13 protein-coding genes are annotated in these 21,421 nt (G+C 71.8%); 5 read left to right on the top strand and 8 right to left on the bottom strand.

The window, feature by feature from the left end:
- Window positions 1-14: 14 nt before the first annotated feature.
- Both HF323_RS00400 and HF323_RS00405 read right to left on the bottom strand, forming a co-directional pair.
- Entirely contained in the window at window positions 15-488 is a 474-nt protein-coding gene (locus tag HF323_RS00400; RefSeq protein ID WP_188241614.1) for a hypothetical protein, read from the bottom strand.
- Window positions 489-491: 3 nt separating this feature from the next.
- A complete protein-coding gene (locus HF323_RS00405) occupies window positions 492-1,340 on the bottom strand; it encodes a universal stress protein (protein ID WP_169580611.1) in 849 nt (282 codons plus the stop codon).
- A 165-nt stretch (window positions 1,341-1,505) separates the two neighbouring features.
- Here HF323_RS00405 and HF323_RS00410 point away from each other — a divergent pair, with 165 nt between their 5' ends.
- Genes HF323_RS00410 through HF323_RS00420 form a run of 3 tightly spaced genes read left to right on the top strand, consistent with a single transcriptional unit; the run spans window position 1,506 to window position 4,274 of the window.
- Entirely contained in the window at window positions 1,506-2,258 is a 753-nt protein-coding gene (locus tag HF323_RS00410) for an SDR family NAD(P)-dependent oxidoreductase (RefSeq protein WP_169580612.1), read from the top strand.
- Window positions 2,259-2,295: 37 nt separating this feature from the next.
- Window positions 2,296-2,847, top strand: a complete 552-nt coding sequence (locus HF323_RS00415) for a hypothetical protein (RefSeq protein WP_169580613.1) — start codon at window positions 2,296-2,298, stop codon at window positions 2,845-2,847.
- A 14-nt stretch (window positions 2,848-2,861) separates the two neighbouring features.
- Complete coding sequence (locus HF323_RS00420) at window positions 2,862-4,274, top strand: MBL fold metallo-hydrolase (RefSeq protein ID WP_169580614.1); 1,413 nt, start codon at window positions 2,862-2,864, stop codon at window positions 4,272-4,274.
- Between the two features lie 10 nt (window positions 4,275-4,284).
- Here the strand turns inward: HF323_RS00420 and HF323_RS00425 are convergent, their stop codons facing one another.
- Genes HF323_RS00425 through HF323_RS00435 form a run of 3 tightly spaced genes read right to left on the bottom strand, consistent with a single transcriptional unit; the run spans window position 4,285 to window position 7,930 of the window.
- Complete coding sequence (locus HF323_RS00425) at window positions 4,285-4,767, bottom strand: universal stress protein (protein ID WP_169580615.1); 483 nt, start codon at window positions 4,765-4,767, stop codon at window positions 4,285-4,287.
- 32 nt (window positions 4,768-4,799) lie between these two features.
- Window positions 4,800-7,499, bottom strand: coding sequence for an HAD-IC family P-type ATPase (locus tag HF323_RS00430; protein ID WP_169580616.1), 2,700 nt, complete (start codon window positions 7,497-7,499; stop codon window positions 4,800-4,802).
- A gap of 5 nt (window positions 7,500-7,504) precedes the next feature.
- The gene (locus tag HF323_RS00435; RefSeq protein ID WP_169580617.1) at window positions 7,505-7,930 is read right to left on the bottom strand and encodes an Hsp20/alpha crystallin family protein; all 426 of its coding nucleotides are present in this window, start codon (window positions 7,928-7,930) and stop codon (window positions 7,505-7,507) included.
- Between the two features lie 190 nt (window positions 7,931-8,120).
- On the opposite strand from HF323_RS00435, the gene HF323_RS00440 reads away from it, so the two are divergent.
- Both HF323_RS00440 and HF323_RS15675 read left to right on the top strand, forming a co-directional pair.
- On the top strand, window positions 8,121-8,324 hold the full coding sequence (locus tag HF323_RS00440) for a hypothetical protein (RefSeq protein ID WP_169580618.1): 204 nt from the start codon (window positions 8,121-8,123) through the stop codon (window positions 8,322-8,324).
- Window positions 8,321-9,274: a CPBP family intramembrane glutamic endopeptidase gene (locus tag HF323_RS15675; protein ID WP_169580619.1), complete on the top strand. Its 954-nt coding sequence runs from the start codon at window positions 8,321-8,323 to the stop codon at window positions 9,272-9,274. Before HF323_RS00440 ends, HF323_RS15675 begins: the two co-directional genes overlap by 4 nt.
- 72 nt (window positions 9,275-9,346) lie before the next feature.
- Here the strand turns inward: HF323_RS15675 and HF323_RS00450 are convergent, their stop codons facing one another.
- From HF323_RS00450 to HF323_RS00460, 3 genes are all read right to left on the bottom strand, one after another.
- Window positions 9,347-10,504, bottom strand: a complete 1,158-nt coding sequence (locus HF323_RS00450; protein WP_188241615.1) for an aminotransferase class I/II-fold pyridoxal phosphate-dependent enzyme — start codon at window positions 10,502-10,504, stop codon at window positions 9,347-9,349.
- A gap of 61 nt (window positions 10,505-10,565) precedes the next feature.
- Complete coding sequence (locus HF323_RS00455) at window positions 10,566-14,252, bottom strand: hypothetical protein (protein WP_169580620.1); 3,687 nt, start codon at window positions 14,250-14,252, stop codon at window positions 10,566-10,568.
- Entirely contained in the window at window positions 14,252-21,103 is a 6,852-nt protein-coding gene (locus HF323_RS00460; RefSeq protein ID WP_169580621.1) for a DUF6603 domain-containing protein, read from the bottom strand. The genes HF323_RS00455 and HF323_RS00460 overlap by 1 nt, the downstream gene beginning before the upstream one ends.
- Between the last annotated feature and the right edge of the window lie 318 nt (window positions 21,104-21,421).

Here is a 21,421-nt window from a genome sequence, read left to right on the forward strand (position 1 = left end):
CGCGATCCGCCGGGTCAGCGATCGATGGGAAGCGATCCGTTCCTGCCGACGGGGACCGCCGTCGAGCGGCGGGGATGTGGCTCGAACGAGAGGACGCCCAGCCGCAGCAGGGTCAAGCCGATCTCGAGCAGGCCCAGCACGAAGTAGATGGCCTGCAGCGGGCTGAAGGGGATGTAGATCATCTGGACGAAGATCCAGATGAGGCACGCGAATCCGGCCACGGCCGAGAGGAGCGCGGCCCAGCCGTCATGACGTGCAACGGCGAAGAACGCGACGCCGTGCGGCACGGCGACGAGGGCGATGAGCGCGACGCCGGGCAGCGCGTACGAGTCGAACGGCGAACCCGACAGGTAGTCGCCGGGCGGGATCAGGACCGTTCCGAGCGACGGGCTGATGCTCCCGAGCACCAGCGCGACGCCGCCGGCGAGTGCGGTCACGGCGACGAATGCCAACGATGACAGCAGGACGATCCTCTGCAGGCGAGCCATCGGTCATACCTCCTCTTCGAAACGCGAGACCCGTGCCTCGCTGGGAACGACGGTGACGGGGCACTCCGCATGCCACAGCACCTCCTGTGCGACCGAGCCGAGCAGGCTCCCCTCGAACACGCCCCGATGGTGCGTTCCGATGACGAGCATCGAGGAGCGCCCCGCGAATCGCAGCAGGGAGGCGGAACGGCTGTCGCGGACGAGTTCCGTGGTGACCGACATCGTCGCGTACCGCTCCATGACCCGTGAGAGGGCGCGGTCGATGACCTCGCGGTGTTCGGCGACCACCGATTCCGGAGTCCGGACGAGCACGGTGCTCCCGGAGAACGAGGGGGTCGGCATGAGCCAGGCGTGCACGAGTCGCAGCGGGACATCGGTGATCCGGGCCTCCCGTGCGGCGAACGCGAGCGCGGCCGCCGAGGACTCATCCGGGGCGACACCGACGGTGACGGCATCGGCGCGGCTCACCCAGCCGGCGGGGATCATCGTGACGGGCACGCGCGATTGCGCGCTGAGCCGGAGGGGGGTCGCGCCGGCCGCTGTGGCGCGGATCGGGTGGCCGAGGTTGATGCCCACGACCAGCAGGTCCGACGCCTGCGCGAAGTCGCCGAGCGCCGAAACGACGTCCCCCTCCAGCCGGTGCAGGGCGATGCTCGTACCCGGCGCCCGTTCGCGAAGGAAAGCCTCGGCCTCCCCCAGTTCGTCCAGAGTCTCCGCGCGGTCCCTCGCGAACGGTGAGACGACATTCACGACGCCGACGGCGGCGGTCTCCCGCGAGGCGCGCTCTGCGACCCACTCGAGCGCCGAGGCCGAAGCGCGCGTGCCGTCGAAGCCGAGAACGATGCGTTCCATCCGTGCCCCCTGATCGCTCGTGGCGTTGCCGCGAGGCGACGGTACGACGCCGGGGCGATCCCGGAGAGGGTCCTTGGTCCCGCGCGGTCTGCCGCAGGGCGGGACTTAGGGCCCGGCATCCGCACCGACCCGACGGTGCAATGGCATCGACACGAAAGGAACGTCATGACTGAGAACGCATCTCGCTTCACCGGACGCACCGTCATCGTCACCGGTGCCGGCTCGGGGATCGGCAGGGCCACGGCGGCGCGGCTCGCCGCGGAGGAATGCCGTGTGATCGCGGTCGACGTATCGGCGGAGCGGCTGGAAGGGCTCACCGGCGACGTGGCGGGCGACATCGTGGCCGTCGCCGCCGACATCACCGACCCCGCCAGGGTCGCAACCATCCTCGACGCCGCAGGCGACCGCATCGACGGTCTCGCGAACGTCGCCGGCATCATGGACGGGTTCGAGCCGACCGGCGAGATCCAGGACGCGACGTGGGACCGCGTGATGGCGGTGAACCTGACCGCGATGATGCGGCTCATGCGCGCGGTCATCCCCGGGATGGTGACGCGCGGGCAAGGGAGCATCGTGAATGTCGGTTCGGAGGCCGGCCAGCGCGGATCGGCGGCGGGCACGCCCTACACGACCTCCAAGCACGCCGTGAACGGACTGACCGTCAGCACGGCGTTCTTCTACACGCCCCGCGGCGTGCGGTGCAACGCGGTGGCGCCCGGTCCGGTAGCCACGAACATCGAGGCGCCCTTCCACTCGGAGTGGGGCCAGGCGCGCATCGGGCCGTTCCTGCAGACCAACGTTCCGACGGTCGCACGGCCGGAGCAGCTCGCCGCCGCGATCACGTGGCTGCTGAGCGACGACTCCTCCAACGTCTCGGGTGCCGTCATCCCCGTCGACGGCGGCTGGGCGGCGATCTGACATGGCACGCACACCAGCACAAGAGGAGAGCAAGGACATGAATCACGAGCCCACAGGGACCGTCGCCATCGTCTACGAGTCGATGTTCGGGAGCACGCGCCGGATCGGCGAGGCGATCGCCGAGGGACTCGGCGCCGGACAGCAGGTCACCCTGATCCCCGTCCGTGACGCGCACTCGCTGCCGGACGATCTGTCGGTGCTGATCGTAGGTGCCCCGACGCATGCACACGGACTCAGTCGTCCCGAGTCGCGGGTCGACGCGGTGAAGTGGGCGGCGAACGAGCAGATGGATCTCGAACTGGAGCCGGAGTTCGATGCGCCGGGCATCCGCGAGTGGCTCAAGCAGTACGAGCCGCAGGTCGCCCGGCACGTGGCGTTCGACACCCGAGTCGACATGCCGCGCATCTTCACCGGATCGGCGGCCGCCGCGATCGACCGCAGGATGTCGAAGCTCGGCTCGCGGCGGCTGGCCGAGCCGATGAGCTTCCTCGTGGACCGCAACAGCCACCTCGAGGCCGGCGAGATCGACCGCGCGAAGCGGTGGGGTGCCGAACTCGCTGCCGCGCTCGCGCCGACCGCGGCGCACTGAGGCGCTGATCCGCCATGGCCGGAGGGTCGAGCAGACACGATCCGGATGCCCCGGCGCGCCTCGCCGGTCCTTCGCTGCAGTTCCTCGGGGCCGCCGACACCGTGACCGGCTCGCGCTATCTGGTGCGCTCCGGTGACCGTCGTGTGCTCGTCGATTGCGGAATGTTCCAGGGGTACAAGGTTCTGCGCGCCCGCAATCGCGCCCCGTTTCCCGTCGCACCTTCGTCGGTCGACGCGGTCGTGCTGACGCACGCGCACCTCGACCACTCCGGCTACCTCCCGGCGCTCGTTCGCGACGGTTTCCGGGGGCCCGTGTACACCACGGCGGGGACGGCGGACCTGTGCCGCATCATTCTGCCCGACAGCGCTCACCTCCTCGAAGAGGAGGCCCGCCACGCGGCGGCCAAGAAGTGGTCGAAACACGCCGACCCACGGCCGCTCTACACGGTCGAGGACGTCTCCACCGCCCTCGAGCGTCTGGAGCCGCGCCGCTTCCATGAGTCGACGTCGATCAGTCCGGCGATGCAGCTGGAGTTCGTGCCCGCCGGGCACATCCTGGGTGCGTCGGGAGTCCGCCTGACGGTGGACGGGCGCACCGTCCATTTCACCGGTGACCTCGGTCGCGCCACCGATCCGCTCATGCTCCCGCCGGAGCGGATGGGGGCGGCGGATGTCCTCGTGACGGAGTCGACCTACGGTGATCGGAAGCACGACCCGGAGGATCCCGAAATCGTGCTCGGTGACGTCATCCGGCGGGTCGCCACGCGCGGCGGAGTGGTCCTGCTCCCCGCGTTCGCCGTCGGGCGCACCGAGACGATCCTGCTCCACCTGTCACGTCTGGCCGAGCGCCACGAGATCCCCGAACTGCCGATCTTCGTGAACAGCCCGATGGCGGTGTCGGTGGTGGACATCTATCGCCGATACCCCGCCGAGCATCGGCTCGACACCGACGAGCTCGGGCGGGTCTACAGCTTGCCGACGCTCGTGCGCTCGGTGGACGAATCGAAGCTGCTGAACCTGCGGGGTGGACCGATGGTCGTCATCTCGGCCAGCGGAATGCTGACCGGCGGACGCATCCTCCACCACCTCGTCGCGTATGGATCGGACCCCGCGAATGCGATCGTCCTCACCGGCTTCCAGGCCGGGGGCACGCGAGGCGCCGCCCTGCTCGGCGGAGCCGGGAGCCTCCGCATCTTCGGCAAGGACGTGCCTATCCGTGCGGAGGTCGTGAATCTCGACTCCATGTCGGCGCACGCGGATGCGGACGAGCTGCTCGCGTGGATGCGCAGCGCACCACAGGCGCCCGATTCGGTCTACGTCACGCACGGCGAACCGTCGGCCGCCGATACGCTCCGCTCCCGGATCATTCACGAGCTCGGCTGGCCGGCGAGGGTTCCCGAGCACCTCGAGACGGTGCCGCTGGCGTGAGGATCCGACCTCAGCGGTTGTGAACGACGAGCACGGGACAGCGTGCCCGCGCGGCGCATGCGTCGCTCACCGAGCCGAGGAGCAGTCCGGTGAACCCGCCGTGGCCACGGCCGCCGACGACAAGCAGGGCAGCCTCCTCCGACAGCTTCACCAGCTCGCGAGCCGGGCGCCCGCGTCGCACGCTGGAGGTGAACCACTCCGGCACCTCATTCGCAAAGACCTGTTCCGCCGCGGATGCCAGGACCTCGTCGGCTCCCGGACCCGGATCGGGATGGTCGTCGGGGGAGGAGTACTCGCCGGAGAGGAGCGTGGGATAGTCCCAGAGGAGGACCGCGTGGACGGGGAGCCCGAGCCGGGGAGCCATGTCGACCGCGTGTCGGAGAGCTCTCACCGAGGAGGCCGAACCGTCGACCCCCACGAGGATTCCCGGGTGCTCCCATGGCAGGGGAGGACCCGCCTCGTGCGGGGCGGGGTCGCGAAAAGCTTCCGGCATGGACTCAGCCTCGTGGCGCGAGCCCGCGCGTGTCAGGCCGAAGGTCCCGTCGCCGGGGACCTGTGCCGCCGCGCCGCGAGTCGCCGTACGAGCTTGTCGACTTCGACGATCACCAGCACGGTCGAGGCGAGGCATCCCGCGAGCAGCCACTGGCTGAAGGCCAGCGGCGCGAGACCGAGCAGCTCGGCGGCAGGAGCCCACGAGACGGCGACCCAGAGCAGCAGGATCGATGCGACCACCGTCGTCAGCAGCAGCCGGTTGCGCAGCGGGCTCAGCGCGATCAGGGAGAGCCGTTCGGATCTGGCGTTCCCGACCTGGAACACGTTGAACAGGACGAACGTCACGAGCGCCAGCGTGCGCGCGGTCTCGAGGTCGGCACCGCCGCGCAGGGACCACTCGAACATGAGCAGCACGACGATCGCCATCCAGACGCCCGTGATGAAGGTCCGGAACCAGAGCGCCCGCGAGAGCACTCCTTCGCTGCGGGGTCGCGGCCGGCGCGACAGCTCGTCTCCCTGTGCCGGCTCGAAGGCCAGCGCGATGTCCTGAACGCTGTCGGTGACCACGTTGATCCAGAGGATCTGGACGGGCAGGAACAGCAGCGGCTGCCCGAGCAGGACGTTCATCGACAGGGCGAGAACGCCGGCTACCGCCGTGGACAGCAGGAAGAACGTCGCGTTTCGGATGGCGGCGAACGTCACACGGCCCTGCTCGACCGCCGAGACGATCGTCGCGAAGTTGTCGTCGGTCAGGACGATGTCCGCCGCATCGCGTGCGACGTCGGTTCCGGAGCGTCCCATCGCCACCCCGATCGAAGCCGCCTTCAGCGCGGGCGCGTCGTTGACCCCGTCGCCGGTGACGGCGACGACCTCGCCGCGCTCCTCCAGCACGTGCACGATTCGCAGCTTGTCCAGAGGCGTGACGCGCGCCGCGATGCCGGTCTCCTCCAGCCTCGCCGCGAGGATGGCGTCGTCCAGCGACGCCATCTCCGTGCTCGTCACCGGCGGCCGCCCCACGTCGATCCCGAGTCGCGCGGCGACCGCGCAGGCGGTCGCCGTGTGGTCTCCGGTCAGCATCTTGACGGCGATCCCGGCGCGATGGCACGCCGCGATCGCTTCCTCCACTCCCGCCCGCGGCGGATCGGTCATCGCCTCGAGTCCGAGCAGGGTCAGGCCGCGGGGTGCCGGCATCGGATACGAGACCACCTCGTCGGGTCGAAGTGCTCGCTCGGCCGTCGCGATCACGCGCAGCCCCTTGCCGGCGAGTGCCTCGTGCGCACGCCAGATCGGGCCGTCCCTGCCGACCGGCTCGTCCGACCCTGCGACCGCGCGGCTCGCGCCGGCGACGAGGTCGAACGCGCCCTTGACGAAGAGGAAGCGCCGGCCATCGGCATCCCGCCGCACCGACTGCGAGAGGCGCGCCTCGACCTCGTAGGGAGCCGCGATCTCTGCCGCCGCCGCGAACTCGGCGTCGTCGACGGCGCCGGCGTCCAGCGCGATGGCTGCGGCCGCGACGTCGACCGCGTCGCCGATCCACTCGCCGTGCGCATCGCGCACCGCCTCGTTGGTGAGGGCACCGGCCCGCAGCGAGCGCCGGGCGAGGGCGGTGAGCGGATCACCGGGACGCCAGAGTCCGTCCGCGGTCCAGACCGCCTCGACGCCGAGCCGATTCGCGGTGAGGGTGCCGGTCTTGTCGGTCGCGATCACCGTCGTCGACCCGAGTGTCTCGACGGCGGGCAGCGTCCGAACGATCGCTCCTCTGCGCGCCAGACGCGAGACACCCACGCTCAGGGCGACCGTCAGGATCACGGGGAGGGACTCGGGGATGGATGCCACGGCGAGCGCCACCGCCGTCCGGAACATCTCGGCGAGGCCGTAGCCTCCCGCCAGGCCGACGACGAAGACGAAGGCGACGGCGATGAGCAGGGCGATGCCGATGTAGCGTTCCAGATCCCGCGTCACCTTCTGCAGCGGAGTGGGATGGTCCGTCTCCTGCACGAGATCGCTGATGCGGCCCAGCTCGGTGGCGCGGCCGGTGGCCACGACCACCCCCGAGCCGCGGCCGCGCATCACCAGGGTTCCCGTATAGGTCATGTTGGCCCGGTCGGCGAGCGCGGTCGTCTCCGCCAGGGCGCCGACTGCTTTGCCCGACGCGAGCGATTCGCCGGTGAGAGCCGACTCGTCCACCTGCAGATCGAGCACCGACAGCAGTCGGATGTCGGCGGGGACGCGGTCTCCGGGTTCGAGCAGCACCACGTCGCCGACGACCACGTCCCGCGCGGCCAGCACCTCCGTGCCGCTGTCGCGGCGCACTCTCGCCGTCGGAGCCTCCAGCGAGGTCAGCCCTCGCAGATCTCGCTGCGCCTTCCGCTCCTGCCAGAACCCCAGCACCGCGTTGAGGAGGACGACCAGGAGGATGGCGGCGGCATCCACCCACTCCTGTTGCACGACGGTCGCGGCCCCCGCGATCAGGAGGATCAGGATGAGCGGGCTGGCGAACTGGCGCAGCAGCACCGTTCCCCACGAATCCGGCTTCGGCCGGGGGAGCGAGTTGGGGCCGCCCGCACTCCGGCGCCGGGCGGCTTCGTCGCTCGGGAGGCCGCGCTCCGAGGATCCCACGCGTGCGAGGACCTCGTCGGCGCGGATCGCGTGCCAGGACGGGGCGTCCGCGTGCGACCGAGCCTCCGACGGCCCGGGCGGTCTCGTCAGACGCCCGGGGCCGTCGGAGCGCATCGTGATCACTCGTCGTGGGTGCCGATCGAGATCCTGCGCGGTGCAGCCGTCTCGGTCAGCGGGACCCTGACCTTCAGCACTCCGCCGCTGAAGGTCGCGGTGATCGCGCCCTCATCAGCCTGCTCCGGAAGCACGACACTCCGATAGAAGCTGCTGCTGCTCTCGCGCACCACGTACTCCTTCTTCTTGTCCTCTTCCTTCTCCCGACGTTCCGCCTGGATCACCAGCGCGCCCGCGTCGACGTCGACGCTGATGTCCGACTCCTGGAAGTTGGGGAGGTGCGCCTCGACCACGAGTGCCGTGCCGTCCTCGGTGTACACGTCCGTCGTCGGCATCCTGCTCTGCAGCGAACGGAAGCCCCCGTCGAACATGTCGCGGGTCAATGCCGAGAGCTGGGCGAAAGGATCCGCTCTCACAAGGTTGCGTGCCATTGCTGACTCCTATCTTTCAGGGGCGTCCCGCGCCCACCGCGAGCGTCGCACGTCGCCGATGGCCGCAGCGGGACGATGGTCCCCCGCCGGGCCGGGGTCGAGAAAGCGAACGCCACCGCGACGGGACGTTCGGCCCACTGCGCAGACCGGGGCCCGAAGACGCTGGACGCGATCGACACGGGAGGCACGGATGGAAAGCAGCGGACGGACGGTGAGGGTCGTCGAGAAGGCGGGGCCCTGGGGATTCTTCTTCCTCCTCGCCTACATCGGAGCGGCGATCTACTTCATCTCCTACTCGGACGGGAGCTTCTGGGCCGTCGTTCTCGGCCTGCTCCAGGCGGCGGTGTGGCCCGTGTACGTCATCTACTACACGCTCGCTCTCCTCGGCGCGTGATCGCAGACACGGCGATGGACGCGACGACGGCAGGCCTTCGCGCGGAGCTGCGCGAACCTGCCTGGCGAGCCGCTCCCCCCGGTGCGAGACCGGCGATCGGCCTGAGCTGGAGCCTCACCGTGCTCGCCAGTGCGATCCCGTTCATCGTGGCAGCGGAGCTCTTCGACACCGTCCCCTGGTGGATCGCCGCCGCACAGATCGGCCTCGCGCTGGCCGTGCTCGCCGGCTCCCTCCTCATCCGGCGATTGCGCGCGCTGTGGCGGTTCAGCGTCGTGATGGCGGTCCTGCTGTGCGTGCTGGCCGCATCCGCATCACTCGATCTCACCCCCGCCGTGGACGGCCTCCTCGGTCCCGGCGCCTTCGATGCGCGCATGCTGGCTGAGCAGACGGAGAAGCTCGCTGCGGCGCTGGTGATGATGTCCGTGCTCCTGCTGCTCCGCTACCGGCCCGGTGAGTTCTACCTGCGCGTCGGCGACCTGACGGCGCCCATCCGCCCGGTCCGGCTGCTCGGCTTCCCGCGGCCGGATTCGTGGCGTCGCTTCGGACTCATCTGGGGCGTGGGGATCGCCGCCGTCCTCGGGATCGTTCAGTTCGCCGTGACGCGCCCGTCTTCGGCCGTGCTCGCGTCGCTGTGGCCGATGCTGGTGCCGATCGTCGCCTTCGCCGCGATGAACGCCTTCTCGGAGGAGATGACGTACCGGGCGCCGATGCTGGCGACCCTCGACCCGGCGGTCGGCAGCGGTCACGCCCTGTGGCAGTCGGCGCTCTTCTTCGGCGTCGCTCATTACTTCGGCACCCCCGGTGGTCTGCTGGGCGCCGCGGCGTCGATCTTCATGGGATGGCTGCTCAGCAAGGCGATGCTCGAGACGCGCGGGCTGTTCTGGGCCTGGTTCATCCACTTCCTGAGCGACGTCGCCATCTTCGCGTCGATGGCGGCCGTCCTCGCCTGAGTCGTTCCGGTCCGCGTCCGGGTCCGCATCCGCCGTTCTCCGGCGCCGGCCGGGTCACCGACTCCGCCGCGGTCAGGGCTGCACGGCCGCGAGCCGGCTCACCGCCTCGGTGATGGTCTCCGGCGCGCATGCGATGTTCATGCGCGCATGGCCGGCACCCTGCGCTCCGAAGGCGGGCCCGCTCGCCAGAGCGACGCGCCCCTTCCGGCGCGCGGTGACGGAGGGGTCGTCACCCCACCCGAGCGCCGACATGTCGAGCCACGCGAGGAAGCCGGCCGACGGCCTCCGCAGCCGCACCGCCGGCAGCGTCGCGGCGAGCTCCGCTTCGAGGTGATCGACGTTCGCCTCGATCGCGGCGATCGTTCCGTCGAGCCACTCCGACCCGTGTGCGAACCCCTCGCGTGTGGCGATGAGTCCGAAGTGCCCGGTGCGATAAGTCACCTCGTCGGGGAGTCCGCGGATGAGCTCGGTCATGCGGTCCGACGCCGCGACGAAGAACGCTGTCTTGAGCCCGGCCAGGTTGAACGCCTTGCTGCCCGACTCCGCGGCGATCCCGTGCGCACGAGCCTCGTCGGACACCGACAGGTATGGCGTGAACGGCCCCCCGCCGTGGGTGAGGGGCGCGTGGATCTCGTCGGCGAGGACGAAGCCGTCGTACCGGGCGACGATCGCAGAGAGCTCCTCGAGGGTGGCGCGGTCGTGAACGAGTCCGACCGGATTGTGCGGGCTGCACAGGAGCACGCCCTTCGCGCCTGCGGCCAGCGCACGATCGATCCCCTCGAGGTCGAGGGCGAAAGATGCCCCGTCGTCCCGAAGCGGCACCTCGACGACGCTCGCCCCTGCCTCGGGGATCAGGTCGTAGAACGGCGGGTACACCGGGGGCGTGATGATCACGCCGTCCCCCGGCCCTGCCAGCCGCCGAAGGGACTCGACGATGACGACGCTCACGTCCGTCGTGGTGCGCATGCGCTTCGGATCCGGCGACCACCCCCATCTGGTGGCGGCGAAGTCACGGAACGCGTGCTCGGCGTCGGCGTCCCGGGTGCCGACGTAGCCGGTGTCGCCGAGCTCGATCGCCTCGTGCAGCGCCGCGGCGATCGCCGGCGCGAGCGGGAAGTCCATCTCGGCGACGAACATCGGCAGCACGTCCTCGGGATACGTGCGCCACTTCGCGCTGGTGCGCCGGCGCAGCGTGGTCATCGGGTCGGCGGCGGTCGGGATGCTCGTCATGGGACTCCTCGATGGGACCCGTCCGTCGAGGGCCCGTGCTCCCAGTGAACCACTCCCGCGACTACGCCTCGCCGGTCACGGTCACCTCCGCCCCGTCGGGCGCGATGAGCGTGACCGCGACGGACACCGGTGCGCCCAGGGGCACGCCGATCTCGATCGCGCCGCCGATCGGACGGCCCGGGCGCCTCACGCGCCGGAACGAGATCGAGCCCACGGTGATGGGCGGACGCGGGGCTCCGGGGATCGCCGCGAGATCCACCTCGGCGCGCAGCGGCCGCAGCGCCGGCAGCGGCAGCGGCAGGCGGAACGGCCCGCGTGTCGCCCGGCGTCCGGCGCTGACGCGCAACCGGTAGGTCTCATCGAAGGGAGCATCGGTCAGCACCGCCACGACGACGCCGCTCAGCGGCCGCGGGGTGATCCCCAGCAGCTCCAGCGTCGCCGCAGGAGGCGGAGGCGGCGGGGTCCAGCCCGGGATCGTGAGGGTCCGGGTGGTCGCGCGGCCGCGCGGGTCGGTCAGGACCGCTTCGACGGTGACGGATGCCGCGGCATCCGCTCGCTCGAACCACAGCGCGAGCGGCGACCTGCCTGCCGCGCGCGCTCCGCGCTGCCAGACCGCCGGGCCTCCCGGGGCTGTCGTGAGCGGCGTCTCGGCGAGAGACGCGAGCGACACGGGTCCGACATCGACCGGCGTCGGTCCTGCGCCGGTGATGCGGGCCCGCAGGGTGTGCTCGCCGAGTGCCACCGATGCCACCGGAGCCGTGGTCGCGGTGCGGACGACGAGGCCGGTGTGCGCGGCATCCGTCTCCGCGGACACGAGGTCCTCGAGAACCGGCGGCGTCTCGGGCGCCGCGAGCAGCGAGACGACGTCGGAGGCGGGGGAGTGCAGTCCGCGGATCGCCTTCTGCGGCTCGACCGCCTGCGGCACCGCGATGGCCCGGACGAGCCACGGCGTCCACGCGGGCGGCAGGGCGCCCTGCCATTGCGCGGCGTAGACCGGCGTGCCCGTCACCGCGTCGAGCACCGGCGTGCCGCCGTCGAGCTTCGGTGTTGCGGTCACCTCGGCGAACGGCGGACCCATCGTGTCGGCGCGGAGGGCGGCGCGGTCGCTGCGGGTGCGCAGCAGCCGGAACCGCTCCACCGGGATCGCGCTGGCCGCCTCGAGGGTGAGGAGCGTCTCGACCCCCGCTCCGACGGCGACCGGCGCCGAGCGCACCACCGGCGGCTCGGGGCGGGTGAGGCGCGGCGCGATCACCGCGCGCAGGTGCTCGTGCGGCTGCGTCCCGCCCGTGCCCTGCGGCCACGGGGACTCGATCGCCGTCGACGAGACGATCGTCACCGCGAAGAGGTGGATGTCGGTCGAGCCCCTCGGAAGGGTGACGTCGGTCGTGCGGACCGCGGCGTCGACCTCGGCCATGCGGCGGAACGCGCCGCGCTGACGATCCGGCGAGAGCGCGTCGTACGCCGCCCGGAGGGCGACGAGACGCTCGGACGGGCTGTCGGTCGGATCCGCCTGCGGCGAGAGGCCCGCCGTCTGGCGCAGCGCCGTCTCGGCGCACTCCCATACGACCGCGGTGCGCGCGTCCGCACCGGCGGCCAGGCTCCACGAGACGGCGGCGTGCGAGCATCCCGACGCATCGGGCAGACTCGCGAGCGGCACGTCGGGCAGGAGCGGAGGCGGAAGCGGATGCACCGGCAGGGGACTCGCAGCCCGGATGTCGGTGCGCGCACCGTAGGGGGTCGGCGACGGGCCCGTGAGCAGATGGCGTTTCGCCCACAGTGACGCCTCCCACCGGCGGACCGTCGCGAAGTCGAGTGTGGGGACGCTCGCCGTCAGCCGGTACCGCCGGGCTCCGTCGCCCCGCGGTGCACCACCGAGCGGCGCGGTGCCCTCTTCGTTCAGCTCGACCACGGTGCATCCGATGCCGGTGGGCACATCACCCGAGAAGGTCACCGCGAGGTCGCGCGCGAAGCCGTCCGCGGGCACGACGTTCGGATCCGGCACCGGCGCTGCCGGCGGTGGAGGCGGCGGCGCGGGACGGAACACCACGCGCACGTCGATCCGCGACGGCCGGCGCTGCGTCCACTCCGTAGCGACGTCGACCTCGAGGGTCGTCGGCGCCGCGGTCGAGCCCGCGTAGCGGGTGTCGAGCTTCGCCGTGACGATGGCGGGCAGCTCCGGCGCCGGTTCGTTGCCGGCGTAGGGGATGTCGCGCCACGGCGACCACACGCCGAACACGTCCGCCACGGCGAGGCCGTAGCTCACGGAGCGCCCCCCGCTGCCGAGCGGGATCGTCGCGGGAGCGTGCATCAGACTCGCGCGGTCGAATCCGGGCTGCCCCTGCGCCGCGTCGGGCGAGACGGCGACCGTGCGCCAGCCCTGGGGGTTCCGGCGCTCGATGATCGGCTCGGCGGTGGGTGCACCGGCCTCGGCGACGATCGCCGCCTGCTGTGTCGGGGTGCCCAGCATGGCCGACGCGAGGGTGCGCCGATAGGAGAGGCGGATGCTCTCCCCCCACGCCTCGTCGGGGTTGCGCGGCTCGACCAGCCCCGCCCGCGTCGCGCTCGCCTGCGTCGGGGCGGCGATCTGGCTGAGGCGCGCGCCGCGCGGCGCGTAGGCGGCGAACTCCGCTGAGCCGGTGCCCGGCGGGAGAGGCTGGCCCTCGACGACGCGCTCGCCGGGCGCCAGGGCGTTCCCGTACTTCGCGGTGACCATGAGCTCGTCCCCGCCGATGGGGATCTGATCGTCGCCGAGGGGCTCGACGACGTAGGCCGAGCCGAAGCCGGTCGCGAGATTGAGGAACGGGTCCACCTGCGCGGTGAGCCCGAGCACCGCCCACGGCCGGACGTCGGTCCTCGTCGGCAGCGAGGAGGTGCGAGCCTCCTCGTGGTGAGGGGCCGTCACCGAGGTCCAGGCCTCCGTGATCATCTGAGCGAACTCGGGGAGACCGGGGTCGTAGAGCGGCTCCACGGCGGGGAAGACGAGCTTGCGCAGCTCCTCGACCAGCGCCACCGGGTCGGGCTCCTCCCACGCGGGCGCCTGGATGCCTCCGGGTGTGAGCGCATCCCAGCCGAGAGGCGGGGCTCCGCGCAGGATCCGGCGGACCGCCGCGTCGAACGGGCGCTCCGGAGCGTCGACCCAGCCCTGATCCTGGGTGTCGTAGTCGCCCAGCGGCGAGTCGACCGGCAGGCCGACGAGTTCGAGCGGCACCCAGTCGTCGGCGTTCACGATGTCGTGCAGGGCGGTGATGGCGACGCTCGGCGAGTGACCGTTGACCAGGACCGCCCACGTCGCGCCGCTGGTGCGCAGGTCGAGGTTCGCCGTCGCGCCCGCGGGCACGTGCTGCGCGATGGCTCCGACGGCGCCGGCGATGCCGTCCCGGCCGGTGCGGTAGAGGAACAGACCCACCGGCTGCGCAGGATCGGAGGGGAGGCACCGCACGACGACCCGGCCGGCGTCGACGCCGCCCCAGGTCAAACGCAGACCGTCGGATGTGCCGTCGACGGCGGCGTCGACGGGTTCCGGCTTGCGTCGCTGCGACACCGGCCGGCGCCACACGGTGAAGGGGCCATGGGGGACGCCGAGCTCGGCCGAGCACGCCCACGCGAGCCGCACGTCGCCGGAGCGGCGCTTGAGCCGCTCCCAGTCGACCTTCTCGCCGAGGAGCTGGAGGCGTGCGCGAGCGACGTGGGTCCAGTCGATCTCGACCGCTTGAGCCCGCATGCGGAACGGGTCGGCGATGCGTGCCATCAGTCCTCCACCTCCCAGGGCGCCCGCTGCAGGTCGACCCGGACGGCGGTGGTCGCCGTCTCGGTCGTGCTCGTGGGCATGACGTCGCGGTGCACGAGGGCGAACCGCGCCTCGCATCCGCGTGCGGCCGGGCCGAGGATCGCGATCGCCCTCGTCCCCCCGGGTCCGCGGATGATGCGCTGCACGGTCGCCCGCGGCAGGTCCCCGGCCGCGGGCGCGGTGGTGTCGGCGCGCAGCACCAGCCACTCGCCCGGCCGGCCCGCCCAGTACCCATGGCTCGGGTCGGGTGCGTCGGGTGGCGCTGCGATCCACGTCGGCACGGTGCGCGTGCGCCAGAGCGGCTCGCTGCCTTCGATCACCACCGCGAGCGGCTGCGGCACGGCGGCCGTGCTCCACAGGACGCTCGTGCGCGGCCAGTCGGGGACGGCGCCGACATCGAGACCGGCGAGCTGGAGGGCGTTGTCGACCGCGGCGCCCGTGGGCTGATCGCCGAGCGCCGAGATCGCCGAGAAGTCGGCGACCGCCCGGTGCTCGGTCGTGGCGCCCGAGGTCAGTGCCGCCAGGTCGGCGGTGTCGCGGAACCTCGAGGTCGTGAACCCGACCCGGTGGACGAGGACGGCATCGGCCCCGGTCCCCTTGACGACGCTGTGCACGTCCACGAGGTAGTCCGTGAGCGGCTCGAAGTCGTACTCGAGGGTGGTCGTGTACACGTTCGTCGCGTCGGCGTCGACGTTCACGCAGCCCAGCCCGTCCTCGGCGATCATCTCGAGGGCCGCCGTGTGCCAGGGCTTGAGCACTCCGTCAGCGCTCTCGAGCGTCGCCAGGACGCCGTCGGGATCGATCGGCAGGACCACCCCGTCTGCCGGGCTCCCGCCGCCGGGAGGAGCGGGATGGTCCCCGGATGCCGCCCGCACCGTCACCCGGAGTTCGCGGCCGTACGCGTCGAACAGTCCGGTGACACGCTGCGTCGCGAAGACGATCCGCACCTTCTCGCGCGTGAAGACGCCGACCTCGTCCATGCTGGGCGACGTGCTGGTGATCCACGGGTCGAGATCGATGGGTGCGGTCGCCGACGTCCGGAACGCGAACGTCTGCGGAGACGGCACCGGATTCCAGCCGTCGCCGTCGTCACCGGACGCCGGCTGCGTCTCGCCGGTCTTGCTCGTCGCCTCCCACGACACCGCGATCGTGTAGTCCCGGCCCGGCATCAGGAGCGCAACGTCGTCGGTGCCCTTGGAGAGCGCGTTGGACAGTGCGGTGCGATCGCGGTCGGTGGTCAGTTCGTCCCAGTCGAAGCGCTCCGTCTCGCTCGCGAACCCGCCGGTGGCCGCGACCACGACGAACGGGTCGGTGAGCTGCTGGCGGTACATCTCGCGGCGGCGCCCGATGACGACGCGGAGCGTCCCATCGGGCACGTGCTTCAGCGGCACGAAGGCGGGGATGAGCAGCTTCCCGCCCTGCCGCAGCCGGCCGGCGATCACCCCCGCGCGCCACACCGGATCAGCCCACGGACCTCCCGGCTCGACCCACTCGTCGGGAAGGCGGTGCGCGCCCCCGAGCATGTCGGACCCGTCGAGCGGGCGCTCGTCGAGGGTCGTTCCGTCGCGGCTCTCGCAGCGGATCACGACGCCGCCGTTGAGCCCGCGCTCGTCGACCAGCAGAAGCACCGCGAACGCGGTGAAACTGTCGTCGTCGCGCACGAAGGCGACCGCATCACCGAGCTCGTGCGGGCGGAACCGCGACTCCTTCCATGCCTGCTTCACCAGGGCCCGCTCGTCATCGGTGCCCCACGGTGCCGGCTCGTCGAGGTCGCGATACGGCGAGCGCAGCACCGCGCCGCGGCATCCGCCCCGCTTCGGTCGCCGGCCGCGGCGGATCGGCTCCCGTTCCGCACCGTCGTCGGCCGCACCGGCCTCCCATCCGCTGCGCTGAGCCGTCGCGGCGAGGTCGTGAAGCGATCCGCCCTCGCTCAGGTAGGCGGTCGCCTCGGCGAGCGAGACCCCGCTCGAGAACGCGCCCGCGCTGAAGGTCGTGGGCGGCAGGCCATCCCATCTGCCGAACGGGTCGCGTGGATCCACCGGCTCGCCGTTCGGGTCGAAGCACGCGACCTGGTCGCCGATGACGACGGCGGGCGCCGTGCCCTGTGCGTGGTCGATACGGGGTTCGATGCGCCACGGCTCGATCACGCGCACGCGCGCATCGGCCGGCTGGCCCCGGACCGTGCCGGGAGGATCCGGCCACAGCACCCCGGTGAGGCGCCAGCCGTCGTCGCTCGGGCCGTCGGGGCTGTCGTGGAAGGTCCACAGCACGCGCGCCGGTGGGGCGCCCTGCGCGCACACGGTGCCCCACTGGTGTCGCACCGTCTCGACCAGGTTCTCGCCGTACGGCACGGCGGTCGGCGTCGCGGTGGGCAGCCAGTCCAGCAGCGCCAGCGTCGGGCCGGCGTGCGGCCCCGTCGTCGCGAGCGGGGCGAGCCACGTGCTCGGTGCGTCGCCGGGTCCGATGCCGCCAGTGACCATGATGGTATTGACGCGATACCGCCACCAGCGGTCGCCGACGCGGGTCCAGAAATTGGGCCCGCCCGGCGGAAGGTTCACGGGGGGCTCGCCGAGGATCTCGACGTCCGTCCCTCCGGGTCCGCCGTTCATGTGCGGCGCGGTGCGGAACGAGATGAGCGGGATCGCGTCGATCGGCACGACCGGAACGGGCTCGCTCGTGCCGGTGCGCGCCGCGTCGCCGAGTTTGCCGTCGATGACCTCGCCGGCGCCTGTGCCCTCGACCTTGGCCGGTGTGCGCGCGATGAGGGAGACGCCCGAGATGAGATCGAGCGGCGTCGGCGTCGGCGTCGGCTCGGCGCCGATCGTCAGGCTGACGCACCCCTTGACCGAGAAGAAGAAGAAGTCGACGCTGCCGCACACCTCGCCGTGGACGTACGGCTGCTGGCTGATCGATCCGTCCGGGTTCTCGCGCGTGCCGACCTGCACCTCGAGGGTGGCGCTCGCCGAGATGCCGATGATCCACAGTCGCAGCTCGCCGCGGACATAGATGATGCCGGCGAGGTAGAACGGGTCCAGCCCGAGGATCGCGTCGAACCCGGCGGCGACCTCGAGGTAGAGCCCCACCGACTTGCTGCCCATGAGCACGGCCTGCAGGTGGAACCCGGTGGCTACCGCGAAGCCCGACGGCACCGCGAGCGGCGGAGTGGTCCCGAGGGTGATGCCGTTGCCGTGGACCATGAGGTACCCGCTGCCGCGGATGACGTCCAGGACGCTCACCGTCACGCGCTCCGCTTCGGGGAACCGCCCCAGATCGACGAACCAGTTCTCGGGGTTCGCCGTCTCGAAGCTCGCCGTCACGGGGACGCGGACCGTCAGGATGCTCTCGATCTCGTAGGCCGCCACGATGCCGATCAGGATCGATCCTCGGGCGAAGTCGATGTCGAGCACGGCGAAGAACGTCGCCGTCTGGTTGCTCCCGAACACCGGTGGCAGGCTCAGCACATCGGCCTTCATGATGAGCACCAGTCGCGGGCCGGGCAGTTCGATCAGCACGATGCCGTCGAGGTGCACGGTGAAGCCGCCGTCGACGGTGCCGACGGCGAGGCCGGCCGCGAAGGCGAAGGCGCCGGGCTCGAGGGTCCACCCCTCGGGCGCCATCACCTGACCCGTGCGCGGGTACTGGGCCATCACCCAGTCGAGAGCAGGCGTGAGCGACCCCGCGAACGGGGATTCGTCTCGGCGGTAGTTGACGCCGACGCCGCCCATGAAGCCGTAGATGCCGAGGCCCGAGCTGCCCAGCAGGATCGGCACGGGGAACTCCACCCGCCCGCCGACCAGCACGCCGGTCACCCCGCGCGCCGGGTCGCGCTCGACCGCGAGCACGGCGGCGACCCGGATGTTCACCGGTGTGACGGTCAGGTCGAAGGCGCCGCGGAACCCGAATTCGGTGAATTCCAAGGAGCCCGAGCCGTGCAGCGTTCCGGGGATCTCGATGCTCGCGCGCAGCTTGGTGATCTGCAGGTCGAGCGGCGGGCCGTCGAGACGCACGCGCACCCGCACCGCGTCGACGCTCACGATTCCCAGGTCGACGCCGAGCCCGACTTCCACCTCGAGGTACGTCGGGTTGTCGCGGCTGACCCGGAAGCCCAGGATGCGAAGGATCTCGTCCAGCGGCGGCGTCGCGGTGAGGGCGCCGGCCGGCACGTCGAGCGAATAGCCGCGGCTCGGGTCGAACACCGGCAGCGGCACGTACTCGAGCCCGCCCGGCGTGGTGCCGGTGCCCCACTCCGAGCGCACGCCGATCGCCTTGTAGCGGGCCTTGATCGGCTTGGCGGGATCGACGCGCACCAGCTCGATGTCGAAGCTGAACGCGATCTCGAGGTCGAGCAGGATGCTGATCTGAGCGCCGCGATCGGATGCCGCGGTGATCCCGTCCGGTCCCAGCACGCCGCTCGAGACGACCAGCTCGCCGCCGCGGAGCATCAGCTCGTGGGTGTGGAGCACATCGCTCGCGCCCAGCGCGACGCTGCCGAGCGCGACGATCGCGCCTGCGGCGGGCGAGAGCTCCACCGCACTCGCCGTGAGCGGCGCCATCACGGCGAGGGCGCCGAGCACGTTCAGCGTCTGCGCGTTCGCCTCGCCCTCGGTCATGATCGCGAGGCCGTCGAGGTCCTGGTCGGCGGCGCGGAACTCCGCCGTCACCTCCCAGGCCGCGCGGTCCTCGCTGAGGCGGAGGCGCACGAGGAACAGGCAGATGCCGTCGGAGGCGTTGCGTGTGCCGGAACGCAGCGGGCTCTCGCCGCGGCGCGCGAGCGACGACTCGGCCGTCGTCTCGATGTCGAACTCGCCGTAGATCTCGGCGCGGACGAGGGTGTCGCGGACGATCTCGACGCGGACGCCGATCTTGCGGAAGCAGTCCGGGCGCTGCGCCTGCGGAGGCCGCGGGTCGGTGCGCGGTGCGGGCGGCAGCACGGTGCGGGTGATCTCCGCTCGGCAGATCTCCTCGGTCGCGGGCACCGGCTGCCACCGGGCGACCGCGAGCCACCAGTACGACGAGCCGCGTGCGGGCCGAGGCGTCACCGCGTCCATCAGCCCGGGAATCGTACCCGTGGAGTTGGCGAACGCCGATCCGTGCGGGGTTCCGGCCGCGACGTTGGTGAAGCCGGCGTTGCGCAGTGCGCGGATCGCGGCCTCCATGCGCCGCCGCGAGAGCAGCAGGTTGTGGCTGTCCTGGGTCGTCGACCCGGGATCCTCGTGCGAGGCGTACCCGTCGACGGTGATCAGCTGACCGGCTCCGATCTGCGCCACGCGGGCGGCCATGGCGGACTCGAACGCCGATCCGCCGGTCGCGCTCGTCGTCCGGCCCGATGCCGGCCGGTCGCGCATGTCCTGGTTGCTGTCGGCCCACGCCAGGCGGGCGTCTTCGCGGACCTGCTCCTCGGGTGAGAGCGGGGGGACCGGTGCCGGCACCGGAGCGGGGGGCAGCTGCCCGGCGGTGGGGCGGTCGAAGTGGAACCAGCAGCCCGCGGTCTGGGCGACCCCGGCCGGGATGGTCGCGGTCACCGATACGGGCGCGCCCGCGGCGACCGGGACGGTGAGCGTCTCGCCGGTGTGGCTGCCGCCACTCCACGTCCACGCGACGCTGCGGCGTGGCTCCAGGCGGACGGTGACGTGCGTGGCGGTCTCGCTCTCCTTGACGATCACGTGGGTCCCACGCTGGGTGGGCCGCACCTCGGTCGTCGATCCCCCCGGCGCAGCACCGCCGGAGGGTGCGGTCTCCCGCTGCACCGTGATCGTGCGGACCGTCGCCGGGGCCGGGCCGCCGTCGTCGGCGGTCACCGTGATCGTCATCGTCCCCGTGGCGGGCGTCGTGACCGGGGCGCGGTCGTCGGTGACCGGCATCCCTCCTCCGACGGTGATCGAGATCTCGACCGGCGCGATACCGCCCTCCGTGTCGACGACGATCTCGGAGCTCTCTGGCAGCGCTGCGGTGCCGCTTCCGGGGTCGGGGATGTATCGGCCGCCGGTTCCCCGGAAGCTGACGTGGATGCGCGGAGCCCCGCCGCGATTGACGACCTCGGCTTCGAAGATGCCCGTGATGCCCTGGTGCTCGCCGACGCCGATCCACAGGTTCCGGACGCCTGCGCTGACGGCAACGCCCTCGAGCCCGCCGGGGGAGACGAACAGGCGCAATTCCGGCAGGAACAGGCCCTGCCAGGCCGCGGGCTGCACGCGTGCCTCAGGGGGCAGGCCCGTGGGCGCTGCTGCGCCCGACAGATCGAGCACCGCCGTGCGATAGGCGAAGCCGAGCGTGGAGCCGGGTCCGATCAACGCGTAGGGCGGCTCCATCCGGACGAACTCGTAGATGTCCTCGGTGCCGCCGCCGGACGTGGTCGACGAGGACAGCAGCTTGACCCCGACCGACTGGCCGGCCAGCTGCATGACCCGCACCCGCAGCTGCGGCACGACGAAAGAGACGTCGGGGAACGCCGGGTCGGGGATCAGCTGCCCCTGGGGGTCGAGTTTCGCCCCGACGAGACCCGGGACCCGGATGGCGGCGAGCGGAGACGTGATGATGACCCGCCAGCCCGAGGCAGGCGCCCGGAGCACGCCGACGGCGACCGTCACATTCGGATCCCGCAGCTGCAGCAGCGAGCCGCCGGTGCCGAGGCCGCCGGTCGCGAGATCGAGCCCCGGCAGGCCTGTCACGCTCTGGGTGACCGTGGCCACATCCCAGGTTCCGAACTCGTCGGTATCGGTCGAGGTCGTGACCGTGTCGGTCATCTGCTCGAGCAGCGGCTGGAGGCGATCCGCGCCGCCGCCCGCGCCGGAGAGAGTGTCCCAGAGGCTCATGGCGCCCCTTCCGCAGGGTGGATCACCGGTGGTGGGCCACGCCCGCAGGCGCGCCCGATGTCGAACTCAGAGAGGTTCGCACTCCCGTGCTGATACGCCCGCACCCTTTCCGCGTGCGTTCAGCAGATCCCCCGTTGCGATGCGATGCACATCATCCTCCGGGCCGTGCCGTCGCGCAAGACCTCGGACGACGAGCACTGCACCAGCGCGGCGCGGGCCGGGAATGATACGCCGTATCGCGTCCCGAATCCATGGGTAGTTGCAGGGAATCCGCGCCCGCTAGCGTCCTTGTACCGCCTTAGGCGCTCGAATGCCGGC

The organism is Microbacterium sp. MF43, assembly GCF_012847295.1.
In the GTDB taxonomy this organism is placed as follows: Bacteria; Actinomycetota; Actinomycetes; order Actinomycetales; family Microbacteriaceae; genus Microbacterium.